Here is an 11,597-nt window from a genome sequence, read left to right on the forward strand (position 1 = left end):
GGCTGGGTGGGTCGCACCTCCAGAATCCCGGGATCGCCCCGGGTGAACAACCTACTGAGAGATCACATCAGCCGCGCACTTCGCGCCGCGCCAGGTGCAGGAGCATCACCGCAAGGGCTGCCAGGCCACCGAGGCAACCCCATGCCAGGGCGAGCCGCGCCCGCAGTGGATCGCTCGCCAGCATGTTGATCGGCACCTGCCAGGGCAGCACCACGCCGACCTTGGCGGAACTGGCGACCACCGCGAAGAACGTTCCGCCGATGCCGGCGGCCAGCGCGGGCACGAAGCTGGCGTAGCGCAACGCCAGCCAGAGCTGCACCGCCACCAGCAACAGCGAGGACGCGTACATCTTTGCGTACAGCAGCGCGCCGTATGCCAGGTCGAAGTGCCCTTGTGGCGCCACCGCCGGATCGACCCGGCCGGCCAGGTACAGCGCCGCGGCACTGCCCAGCAACACGCCCAGGCTCATCAGCGCCACCGTGCCCAGTACCCAGGCCGCCTTGGCGAGATAGAGGTGCCAGCGGGGAACGGGCAGGGCGCGCAGGTGGTCCCAGCTGCGTGGCCCATGCTCGACCTGCGCCACCAGCACGGTCAGCGCGGTCACGCCCATCGGCAGCATGAAGAACGCCCAGATCGCCGCGCCCATCTGCATGCATTGCTGCCAGGGGCGCGGCTGGTGCATGCGCAGCAGGTTGAAGAAAAGGAACACCGCGATCAGCAGCGGCACGCTGGCGGCCAGCAGCAGGGCCAGCGAACGGCGCAGCTTGCGGTGTTCGACCAGCAAGGCGGTGGCCAGGCTCATGGCGTGGCCTCCATCGCGGCCGGAGCGTGCGAGACGGCCGAGTACAACCGTTCCAGCGACGGCAGCCCCGGCTGCAGCGCGTGCACGGCCACGCCCGCGGCGCACAGCGCGCGGTTGAGTGCGGCCGCGTGGGGACGAGGGTCCGCGCCGGGTGCCAGGCGGGCGACGAGGGCGTCATTCGTCGTGTCCACCTCGAAGCCGTGCGTGCGTGCCACGCCGGCAGCGCGTGCGAGGTCATCGGCCTCGATGCGGATGTCCGCCGCGAGGCTCGCCTTCAGTGCGCCCAGCTCGCCCTCCATGACCAGCCGGCCCTTGCTCAGGATGCCCACGTGCGTGGCGACTTGCTCGATCTCGCCCAGCAGATGGCTGGACAGCAGCACGGTGACGCCCGCGCGCCCGGGCAACTCGCGCAGGAGCCGGCGCATGTCGGCCATGCCCTCCGGGTCCAGGCCGTTGGTCGGCTCGTCCAGCACCAGCACCGGCGGCGCGCCCAGCAGGGCGCGCGCCAGCCCGAGCCGCTGGCGCATGCCCAGCGAGTAGTCGCCCACGCGACGGCGCGCGTGCGCGTCCAGCTCGACCAGCGCCAGCACGCGTGCGACTTCCCTGGTGGGACAACCGAGCAGGCGCCGGGTGAGATCCAGGTTGGCCTCGCCGCTCAGGTTCACGTAGAAGCCCTGTGCTTCGAGCAGGGCGCCGATCCGGCGGGCGGCGGCAAGGCGGTCGGTCGCCACGTCGATGCCGTCGACCAGCGCCCGCCCGCCGTCGGCGCGCAGCAGGCCGAGAAGAATCCTCAGCGTGGTCGTCTTGCCGGCGCCGTTGCGGCCGAGGAAGCCGTAGATGGCGTGGCGGGGCACGCGCATGGATACCTGGTCGACCACCAGCCGGTCGCCGAAGCGGCGGCAAAGGTCTTGAGTCTGGATCGCAAGGCACACGGGGGGTGTTCCGAGTTTTAAGTTGGAGATAAAGTTATCCTTGCCGCCTGTTTTAAGTCAAACATAAAGTTTCTGGAGCCTGCCATGTCCGGACCAAACCGTTTCCAGCACCAATGCCGCCTGTTGCGGCACGTTGCGGGCTTCGTGTGGGTTTGCCTCGCGCTGCTGCTGGTGCTGCCGTATCTGATCGTGCCGTTGACGTCGCTGCTGGCCCGCGGCGACACAAGTGGCCACGGCTGGCGTGACCTGCTGCTGGCCGGTGTGCACGTGGTGCCGGGCGCGTTCTATCTGTGGGGTCTGTGGGCAGTGCGCCGCGCGCTCGATGAACTGGCGCAGGGCCGCCTGTTCGCCGCCGCGGTGGCGCGCGCGCTGCGGCAGATCGGCTCGGCGGTGATGGTCGGCGCGCTGTTCAACCTGTTCGCGGTGACCAACCTCACACGGGTGATCGAGCACGGGCGCGGTGGCTACGCGTATTTCGACCTGTCCGGCATCATGCTGGTGATCATCGGCGCCGCGCTGATGCTGCTGGCGCGGCTGGTGGAACAGGCGCGCCGCATGCAGGCCGAACTGGACGAGATCCTCTGATGCCGATTCGTGTGACGCTCGACGAGGTGATCACCCGCAAGGGCATCAAGGCGCGCGACCTGGCCGGCCGCGTGGGCATCAGCGAAACGCAGCTTTCGCTGTTCCGCTCGGGCAAGGTCAAGGGCATCCGTTTCCGCACGCTGGCGAAGATGTGCGCGGCACTGGAGTGCAAGCCGGGCGACCTGCTCGACTACCGGTTCGATGCCGGTGACCTGGCGGACGTGTCGCCGGATGACGAGCAGGGCTGACGCGACAGGCGGCCCCGCGTACCCCGAACGAAGAAGGCCCCGCTTGTGCGGGGCCCTGGTCGTGATCAGGACACGTTCGGTTCGCTGAACGCTTCGATCTCTTCCTTGAAGTCGTTGATCGGCACGCAGCTGCAGAACACGTTCTTGTCGCCGTAGATGTTGTCCACGCGGGCCACCGGCGACCAGTACTTCTGGAACTTCAGGCTGGGCAGCGGGAAGGCCGCCAGTTCGCGCGGATAGGCGTGGGTCCACTCGGTGGCCGACACCTGGGTGGCGGTGTGCGGGGCGTGCTTGAGCGGGTTGTCCTCGCGGTCCAGGCGGCCGTCCTCGATCGCGCGGATCTCGTCGCGTATCTGGATCATCGCGTCGATGAAACGGTCCAGTTCGGACGTCGATTCGCTTTCGGTCGGCTCGACCATCAGCGTGCCGGCGACCGGGAAGCTCAGCGTCGGGGCGTGGAAGCCGAAGTCGATCAGGCGCTTGGCCACGTCCTCGGCGCTGATGCCGGTGGCATCCTTCAGCGGACGCAGGTCGAGGATGCACTCGTGCGCCACCAGCCCGTTGCGGCCGGTGTAGAGCGTCTCGTAATGATCGGCCAGCCGTTTGGCGATGTAGTTGGCGTTGAGCAGCGCGACCTGGGTGGCGCGGCGCAGGCCTTCGTTGCCCATCATGGTGATGTACATCCAGCTGATCGGCAGAATGCTCGCGCTGCCGAAGCTCGCGGCCGAAACCATGCCCACCGGCGTGTCCTCGCCCAGCTTGCGGGGCAGGAACGGCGCGAGGTGCGACTTGACCGCGCACGGGCCCACGCCCGGGCCGCCACCGCCGTGCGGGATGCAGAAGGTCTTGTGCAGGTTCAGGTGCGAGACGTCCGAGCCCCACTTGCCGGGCTTGGCCACGCCGACCAGCGCGTTCATGTTGGCGCCGTCGGTGTACACCTGACCGCCGTGCTGGTGGACGATGTCGCAGATGGCGACAATGTCTTCCTCGAACACGCCGTGCGTGGACGGGTAGGTGATCATCAGCGCGGCGAGGCGGTCGGAATACTTCTCCGCGTTGCGGCGCATGTCTTCCAGGTCGACGTTGCCGTTGGCGTCGCACTTGGTCACCACCACCTGCATGCCGCACATCTGTGCGGACGCCGGGTTGGTGCCGTGGGCGGACTCGGGAATCAGGCAGATGTCGCGATGACCTTCGCCGCGCGAGCGGTGGTAGGCGCGGATCGCCAGCAGGCCGGCGTATTCGCCCTGCGCACCGGAGTTCGGCTGCAGGCTGACCGCGTCGTAGCCGGTGCACTCGACCAGCATGGCTTCCAGGCCGTCGATCAGGTCCTTGTAACCCTGCGTCTGCGCGGCGGGCGCCAGCGGGTGGATCTGGCCGAACTCGGGCCAGGTCACCGGGATCATCTCGGCGGTGGCGTTGAGCTTCATGGTGCACGAGCCCAGCGGGATCATCGTGCGGTCCATCGCCAGGTCCTTGTCCGCCAGCGCACGCATGTAGCGCAGCAGCTCGTGCTCGCTGTGGTAGGTGTTGAACACCGGATGGGTGAGGAAGGTGCTCTTGCGCTCCACCGCGGCGGGCAGGGCGTCGGAGACGGCCGCATCGAGCGCATCGATGTCCGCCTGCGCGCCGAACAGGCCGGCCAGCGCGACGACGTCGGCGCGCGTGGTGGTCTCGTCCAGGCTGATGCCCACGCTCTTCTCGTCGATGCGGCGCAGGTTGATGCGCGCCGCCTCGGCCTTGGCGAGGATCGCCTTGGCGTCGATGCCGGTGACGTGCAGCGTGTCGAAGAAATCCTTGCCCACGGCCACGCCGGCCTTGCCCAGCGCGGCGGCCAGGATCGCCGCCAGGCGATGCACGCGGCGGGCGATGCGGGTCAGGCCCTCGGGGCCGTGGTAGACGGCGTACATGCTCGCCATCACCGCCAGCAGCACCTGCGCGGTGCAGATGTTGGAGGTCGCCTTCTCGCGGCGGATGTGCTGCTCGCGCGTCTGCAGCGTCAGGCGATAGGCCTTCTTGCCCTCGGCGTCGATGGACACGCCGATCAGGCGACCCGGCATCGAGCGCTTGTAGGCATCGCGGCAGGCCATGAAGGCGGCATGCGGGCCGCCGAAACCGTACGGCACGCCGAAGCGCTGGGTGTTGCCGACCACGATGTCCGCGCCCCAGTCGCCGGGTGCGGCGATCAGGGTGAGCGCCAGCAGGTCGGTCGCCACGCACACGATGCCGCCGCGCGCGTGCACGGCCTCGGCCAGCGTCTTGTAGTCGCCGATGTGGCCGAAGGTGTCCGGGTACTGCAGCAGGATGCCGTAGCTGTCGACCGCGGCGGCGTCGGCGTCGGAACCCACGTGCAGGTCGATGCCCATCGCCTCGGCTCGGGTCTTGAGCACTTCGAGCGTCTGCGGGTGCACGCGGTCGGAGACGAAGAACACGTTCGATTTGGACTTGCCCGAACGCTTGGCCAGCGTCATCGCCTCGGCCGCCGCGGTGCCTTCATCCAGCAGCGAGGCGTTGGCGATCTCCATGCCGGTCAGGTCGGCGCACATGGTCTGAAAGTTGATCAGCGCCTCCATGCGGCCCTGCGAGATCTCCGCCTGGTAGGGCGTGTAGGCCGTGTACCACGCCGGGTTCTCCAGGATGTTGCGCAAGATGACGTTGGGCGTGTGGGTGCCGTAGTAGCCCTGGCCGATGAAGCTTTTGAAGACCTGGTTCTTGTCGGCGATGGCGCGGATCTTGGCCAACGCCTCGACCTCGCTTACAGCGGAAGGCAGGTCCAGCGCGGCGGGCGATTTGATCTTGCCGGGCACGATGGCGTCGGTCATCGCCTCGAGCGAGTCGTAGCCGATCGTGCGCAGCATCTGCGCGATCTCGGCATCGTTGGGGCCGATGTGGCGCGCGATGAAGGCGTCGTGGTTTTCCAGGTCGCGCAGCGAGGGGGTCTTGGTCTGGCTCATGGCGGGCGTCCGAAGGCAACGCGTGCGTGCCGCACGCGGGGCGCCCCTCTGTCCTTTTGCCTGAGAGTTTGGAAGCTGGACGCTTCGTGCCCCTTCGGCGGCGGATTCAACCGCTCTCTCCAGAGTTTTTGCACGCGGCGGTATCGGGCCTGAGCGATTACGGGCGTTGCGTCTTCGGCAGCGGGCTGTTCCCCGCTTCTCCCGCCGCGTGCGAAGGGGCGATTATACCCCGCGGGCAGCTGTACGATGCCGGTACCCTTGGCCTTTGCAGGGAGCCACTGGCGGGCGACGCCCTCGCGCTGCCGGCCACCGGAACCAGCCCAGTGGCCACCGGTGGACTTCCACGGGAAAACCCAGTCGAGGAGCCGCCATGCCCCCGTTCCGACTCCAGCAGATCGACCACGTGGTGTTGCGCGTTTACGACCTGGCGGCCATGCAGGCGTTCTACTGCGACGTACTCGGCTGTACGGAAGAACGGCGCCAGGACGCCATCGGCCTGGTGCAGCTGCGCGCGGGTGAGTCGCTGATCGACCTGGTGCCGGTCGATGGCAGGCTCGGCCGCCCCGGCGGCGCCGGGCCGGGCAGGGACGGCCATAACATGGATCACCTGTGCCTGAGCGTGCAGAACTACGACGAGGCCGCCATCGTGGCGCACCTGAACGCCCACGGCGTGCGCGTGGGCGAGATCGGCTCGCGCTACGGCGCGCAGGGCGAGGGGCCCTCGATCTACTGCTACGACCCGCAGGGGAACAGGGTCGAGCTCAAGGGACCGCCGATCGGGACGGACGAGCCCGCTCCGGGAGCCTAGAACCCGCTCACGTGTTGCAGGGGCGCACCTGTGCGCGACGGTCGTGCATCCAGGTCGCGCGCAGGGTGCGCCCCTACGGCACAGCGGGCAGTGGCGAACCGCCCTCGCCAACCCAACCTCACCTCAGAGGAAGAGGGAGTAAACAGCGGAAACGAAAAAGCCCGCCTTGCGGCGGGCTTCATCTACAATTGGTGCCCAGGAGAGGACTCGAACCTCCACGGTTTTACCCGCTAGTACCTGAAACTAGTGCGTCTACCAATTCCGCCACCTGGGCAGGTGTCGCGCGAGCCGTTCGGGCTGCGCGAGCCGCGTAGAGTAGGCATGTCCCCCCAGCTTGTCAACACTTCGTTGATAGGAAATTCATTGCAACGCGCGGCATGCTGCGCGGCGCTCCACCACAAGGATTTTTCGTGACCAGAAAGAAGACACCCCGCACCGGCAAGGGCGGCGATACCGCAGCCCCGCGCGCCCCCAAACCTCGCGCCCGGGGCGGCTCACGGCGTATGCCACCGGCCGGCGCGCCGGCCCACGCGAAAGGCGCGCGCGATCCCTTCGCCGAGCGTGAAGCGCAACGCTACGAGCGGCCGATCCCCAGCCGCGAAGCGATCCTGGCGCTGCTGGACGAACGCGGCGAGATGCTCAGTGAGGCGCGCATCGCCGAGGCGTTGGAGCTGTTCGACGAGAATGACATCAACGCGCTGCGCAAGCGCCTCGGCGCGATGGTGCGCGACGGCCAGCTGCTGCAGGGCCGCCGCGGCGACTACGCGCCGGTACGCAAGCTCGACCTGATCCCCGGCGTGGTGCTGGCGAACGCCGAGGGCTACGGTTTCCTGCGCCCGGACGAGGGCGGCGACGACCTGTACCTTTCGCCGCAGCAGATGCGCATGGTGCTGCACGGCGACCGCGTGCTCGCCAGCGTGGTTGGCATCGACCGGCGCGGCCGACGCCAGGGCGCGATCGCCGAGGTGCTGCAACGTCGTTCACCCCGGCTGGTCGGCCGCGTGGTGATCGAGAACGGCGTGACGCTGGTTTCCCCGGACGACCGGCGCCTGCACCAGGACGTGATGATCCCGCCGGGCAAGGAGCAGGGCGCGCGCGCCGGACAGATCGTGGTCGCGGAAATCACCGATCCGCCCACGCCGCATCGCGGACCGCTGGGCACGATCGTGTCGGTGCTGGGCGAGCGCCTGCAGCCCTCGTTGCTCGTGGAAATGGCGATCGCCAGCCATGACCTGCCGCACGCATGGCCGGCCGACGTGCTGCGCGACGCCGCCCAGGTCGAGCCAGAAGTAACCGCCGCCGAGCGCCAGGGCCGCACCGACCTGCGCAAGCTGCCGCTGGTGACGATCGACGGCGCCGACGCGCGCGATTTCGACGACGCGGTCTACGCCGAGCCGCGCCGCGGTGGCGGCTGGCGCCTGGTGGTGGCGATCGCCGACGTCTCGCACTACGTCAAGGTCGGCAGCCCGCTGGACCGCGAGGCCTACGAGCGCAGTACCTCGACCTACTTCCCCGGCTTCGTGGTGCCGATGCTGCCGGAGACGCTGTCCAACGGCATCTGCTCGCTCAATCCCAAGGTCGAGCGGCTGTGCATGGTCTGCGACATGCAGATCACCGACGACGGCGAGGTGGTCAAGTCGAAGTTCTACGACGCGGTGATGCGCTCGCACGCGCGGCTGACCTACGACATCGTGTGGCAGGCGGTCGGCCTGCTCGAGCCGGAAGCGCGCGACCAGGTCGCCGACGTGCTGCCGCAGCTCGAACACCTGCACACGCTCTACAAGGCCATGGCCGCGCAGCGCAAGCGCCGCGGCGCGATCGACTTCGAGACGCCGGAGGTCAAGTTCCGGCTCGACCAGCGCGGCGAGGTGGAGTCCATGGGCGCCACCGAGCGCAACGACGCGCACAAGCTGATCGAGGAATGCATGATCGCCGCCAACGTGCAGGCGGCGTTGTTCCTCAGCAAGAGGAAGATCCCGGCGTTGTTCCGTGCACACGAGCCACCGCCGGCGGAGAAGTACGAGGACCTGCAGCAGTTCCTGCGCGAGTTCAAACTGCGCATGCCACCGGTGGAGGAAGTCACCCCCGGCGACTTCGCCGACATCCTGCGGATGGTGCACGACCGCCCCGAGCGCGAGCTGATCCAGTCGGTGCTGCTGCGTTCGCAGAGCCTGGCGGCCTACCAGCCGGAGAACCGCGGACACTTCGGCCTGTCGCTGGAGGCCTATGCGCACTTCACCTCGCCGATCCGCCGCTACCCGGACCTGCTCGTACACCGCGCGATCCGCTACGCGCTGACGGGCGGCAAGCCGAACGACTACACCTACACACCAACCGAGATGGCCGCGATGGCCGTGCATTGCTCGCAGCGCGAGCGGCGCGCCGAGGAGGCCGAGCGCGACGTCGACGAACGCTTCAAGACCGCGTGGCTGTCCAAGCACGTCGGCAGCGAGTTCGACGGAGTGATCACCGGCGTCACGTCGTTCGGCCTGTTCGTGGAACTTGAGGAGTCGCGCGTGTCCGGGCTGGTGCACATCAGCCAGCTGGCCAACGACTACTACCACTTCGATCCGATCCGGAAACTGCTCAAGGGCGAGCGCACGGGCGAGCAGTTCCGCCTGGGCGACCACGTGCGCGTGCAGGTGCTGCGGGCGAGCATCGAGGATCGCAAGATCGACTTCCGCCTGGCGCCAAGGCGCGAGCAGGGCAGGCCACCGGCCGCGCCGCGCAAGGCGTACGACTACAGCGCCAGCGGCGAGCGCTACTCGCTGCCCAAACCGGCCAGCCCACCGGTTGCCAAGGAGCCCGGCATGTTCGGCCGCGCTGCCAGGGCGGTGGGGCGGGCGTTCGGACGTGGAAACCGGGCAGCGGTGGAACCGCCGGCCCCGCCAGCGCCGGTGATGGAGGATAATCGCGCGCCGCGCGGGAAGGCCGCCAAGGTGGCATCCGAGGCGATGGGACGGCAGGCGCTCCCCTCCGAGGAAGCGCGGCCGAAGGTCCGCAGCAAGGCGACCAAGCTGGCGTCCGAGGCGCTGGGCCGGTCGGCCCTTCCGCCAGAAACCAAGCGGCAGGGCAAGGGCAGCCAGGCCAGGGGCGGTCAGGCCACGGGCGCTCAGGCAGGCAGGACCAAGGGCGAACGCGCCAACAGCAACCTGAAGACGTCCGGCAAGGCTGGCGGCGGTAAGCGCAAGGCGCTGGAGGCCGCTTCCGCCGCCGCCAAACGCCCGGGTCGCCAGCGCAAACCGAAGGGCAAGGCATGAGCGAGAGTTGGATCGTCGGTATCAATCCTGTCGAAGGCGCGCTGGCCAATGACGCCACGCGCGTGCGGGAGCTGCTGGTGGATGTCGCCACCGCGCAGCGCAACGCGCGCATCAAGGAACTCGTCGACCAGGCGCGTAATCACCACATCCCGGTGCATCATCGTCCGCGCGAGCAGCTCGACAAGATCGCCGGTCAGGCGCGTCACCAGGGCATCGTGGCGCTCTACGAACCGCCGCCGATGACCCACGAGGACGAATTGGCCGCGCTGATCGAACGCGACGGCATGGACACGCTGGTGCTGGTGCTCGACGGCATCACCGATCCGCACAACCTGGGTGCCTGCCTGCGCTCGGCCGCGGCCGCGAAGGTCACAGCCGTGATCGTGCCGAAGGATCGAGCCGTCGGCCTGACCCCGGTGGTGCGCCGCGCCTCCGCAGGCGGCGCCGACCGCGTGCCGCTGGTGGCGGTCACCAACCTGGCGCGCACGCTGCGCGAGCTCAAGGATGCCGGTGTGTGGATCACCGGGCTGGCCGGTGACACCGACACCTCGGTCTATGAGGTGGACTTCCGCGGGCCGGTGGCGCTGGTGCTCGGCAGCGAAGGCGAGGGCATGCGCCGGCTGACCCGTGAGCTGTGCGATTTCGTGGCGAAGATCCCGATGCCGGGGATGATGGAGAGTCTCAACGTGTCGGTCGCCACCGGCGTGGTGCTGTTCGAGGCGTTGCGCCAGCGTGGAGCGAAGCGATGAGCGCGCTGTTCTGGTACGACTGGGCCGGCTTCATCGGGGTGGTGCTGGTGCTGCTGGCGTTCCTGCTGCTGCAGGCGCACAAGCTGCACGGCAACGGGCTGACCTATCAGCTGATGAATGTGCTGGGCGCGCTGGGCGTGGCGCTGTCGTTGCTGTTCGGCAGCTTCAACGCCTCGGCGTTCGCGCTGGAAGTCGCGTGGATGGCGATTGGCATCTTCGGCATCGTGGGCAGCGCCCGGCGGCGGCGAGCCGAGAGGGTGACGGGGCCGGAGCTGTAGTTTCCTGCAAGGCTTCCCCCATCCGCCTGTCGGCACCTTCCCCCGTGGAACCGGGGAAGGCTCACTCGGAAAGCGTGACGCAAGGCGGGCGTGGAACGGGGGGAAGGCTCACTCGGAAAGCGTGACGCAAGGGGGGCGTGGAACCGGGGAACGGCTCACTCGCAAAGCGCGACGCAAGGGGTGGGTTCCTTCCCCCGTTGACGGGGGAAGGTGCCCGCAGGGCGGATGGGGGAGGCCTTGCCTCAGCCGCCCAACCGGGGCATGTCCGGGTTGGAAGTCAGGTCGCGGTTGTCCCGCTGCTTTGCCAGCGGCTCGCCGTACACCTGGTACCAGAGGTTCTCGGCGATGTTGGTAGCGTGGTCGCCAATGCGCTCGATGTTCTTGGCCATGAACAACAGGTGCGTGCACGGCGTGATGTTGCGCGGGTCTTCCATCATGTAGGTGAGCAGCTGCCGGAAGTAGCCGGTGTAGGCCTCATCCAGCTTGGCGTCGCGCTTCCACACCTGGTAGCCCTGCTCGGCATCCTGCCGGGCATAGGCGCCCAGCACGTCGCGCACCTCGGCGGCGGCCAGCCGGGCGAGGAGGCCCAGGCCGCTGGTGGGCGCCACCGGGGCGACCATCGACAGCGGGATCGAGCGCTTGGCTACATTGGCCGCGTAGTCGCCGATGCGTTCGATGTCCGAGGCGATGCGCAGGGCGGCGAACACGTTGCGCAGGTCGCCGGCCATCGGGGCGCGCAGGGCGAGCAGGCGCACCACGTCGTGGCTGATCTCCTGCTCCAGCGCGTCGATCGCATCGTCGTTGGCAACCACGCGCTGGGCGGCGCGATCATCGCGGCGCTCGACCACGTCGATGGCCGCCTCCAGCTGCGCGGCGGCGAGCTCGCCCATGCGGACGATCTCGCCGGTGAGGCGCGCCAGTTCGCTGTCGTAGCTCTTGATGATGTGGTCTTTGGTCATGGGATGGTGATTCGCTGATTCG

At 68.6% G+C, this 11,597-nt stretch carries 10 protein-coding genes, 1 tRNA gene and 1 riboswitch; of the genes, 6 read left to right on the top strand and 5 right to left on the bottom strand.

The features are described 5' to 3' along the window. Window positions 1-67 precede the first annotated feature (67 nt). Together J7I44_RS00775 and J7I44_RS00780 are read right to left on the bottom strand one after the other, a co-directional pair. Entirely contained in the window at window positions 68-802 is a 735-nt protein-coding gene (locus J7I44_RS00775) for an ABC transporter permease (RefSeq protein ID WP_209614555.1), read from the bottom strand. Next, complete coding sequence (locus J7I44_RS00780; RefSeq protein ID WP_209614556.1) at window positions 799-1,734, bottom strand: ABC transporter ATP-binding protein; 936 nt, start codon at window positions 1,732-1,734, stop codon at window positions 799-801. The genes J7I44_RS00775 and J7I44_RS00780 overlap by 4 nt, the downstream gene beginning before the upstream one ends. Before the next feature lie 84 nt (window positions 1,735-1,818). Between J7I44_RS00780 and J7I44_RS00785 the strand changes: the two genes are divergently transcribed. Both J7I44_RS00785 and J7I44_RS00790 read left to right on the top strand, forming a co-directional pair. Further along, a complete protein-coding gene (locus J7I44_RS00785) occupies window positions 1,819-2,319 on the top strand; it encodes a DUF2975 domain-containing protein (protein WP_209614557.1) in 501 nt (166 codons plus the stop codon). Continuing rightward, the gene (locus J7I44_RS00790; RefSeq protein WP_209614558.1) at window positions 2,319-2,567 is read left to right on the top strand and encodes a helix-turn-helix domain-containing protein; all 249 of its coding nucleotides are present in this window, start codon (window positions 2,319-2,321) and stop codon (window positions 2,565-2,567) included. Before J7I44_RS00785 ends, J7I44_RS00790 begins: the two co-directional genes overlap by 1 nt. A 65-nt stretch (window positions 2,568-2,632) precedes the next feature. Here the strand turns inward: J7I44_RS00790 and gcvP are convergent, their stop codons facing one another. After that, a complete protein-coding gene (gene gcvP, locus J7I44_RS00795) occupies window positions 2,633-5,521 on the bottom strand; it encodes an aminomethyl-transferring glycine dehydrogenase (RefSeq protein ID WP_209614559.1) in 2,889 nt (962 codons plus the stop codon). 38 nt (window positions 5,522-5,559) lie between these two features. Further along, window positions 5,560-5,654, bottom strand: a riboswitch (glycine riboswitch). A gap of 237 nt (window positions 5,655-5,891) precedes the next feature. On the opposite strand from gcvP, the gene J7I44_RS00800 reads away from it, so the two are divergent. Then, window positions 5,892-6,329, top strand: a complete 438-nt coding sequence (locus J7I44_RS00800) for a VOC family protein (RefSeq protein ID WP_209614560.1) — start codon at window positions 5,892-5,894, stop codon at window positions 6,327-6,329. Between the two features lie 189 nt (window positions 6,330-6,518). On the opposite strand, the gene J7I44_RS00805 is transcribed toward J7I44_RS00800, so the two are convergent. Then, window positions 6,519-6,603: transfer RNA gene (locus tag J7I44_RS00805), tRNA-Leu, on the bottom strand. 229 nt (window positions 6,604-6,832) lie between these two features. On the opposite strand from J7I44_RS00805, the gene rnr reads away from it, so the two are divergent. From rnr to J7I44_RS00820, 3 genes are read left to right on the top strand one after another with little or no spacing between them, the layout of a single operon-like run. Continuing rightward, window positions 6,833-9,589 carry a ribonuclease R gene (gene rnr / locus J7I44_RS00810; RefSeq protein ID WP_245187838.1) on the top strand — a complete coding sequence of 919 codons (2,757 nt, stop codon included), beginning with the start codon at window positions 6,833-6,835 and terminating at the stop codon, window positions 9,587-9,589. Then, a complete protein-coding gene (rlmB, locus tag J7I44_RS00815) occupies window positions 9,586-10,338 on the top strand; it encodes a 23S rRNA (guanosine(2251)-2'-O)-methyltransferase RlmB (RefSeq protein ID WP_209614562.1) in 753 nt (250 codons plus the stop codon). The genes rnr and rlmB overlap by 4 nt, the downstream gene beginning before the upstream one ends. After that, entirely contained in the window at window positions 10,335-10,616 is a 282-nt protein-coding gene (locus J7I44_RS00820) for a CBU_0592 family membrane protein (protein ID WP_209614563.1), read from the top strand. The genes rlmB and J7I44_RS00820 overlap by 4 nt, the downstream gene beginning before the upstream one ends. Window positions 10,617-10,858: 242 nt before the next feature. Here the strand turns inward: J7I44_RS00820 and phoU are convergent, their stop codons facing one another. Continuing rightward, complete coding sequence (gene phoU, locus J7I44_RS00825; protein WP_209614564.1) at window positions 10,859-11,575, bottom strand: phosphate signaling complex protein PhoU; 717 nt, start codon at window positions 11,573-11,575, stop codon at window positions 10,859-10,861. Between the last annotated feature and the right edge of the window lie 22 nt (window positions 11,576-11,597).

Origin of the sequence: Frateuria flava (assembly GCF_017837635.1) — a bacterium.
Lineage (GTDB): Bacteria > Pseudomonadota > Gammaproteobacteria > Xanthomonadales > Rhodanobacteraceae > Frateuria_A > Frateuria_A flava.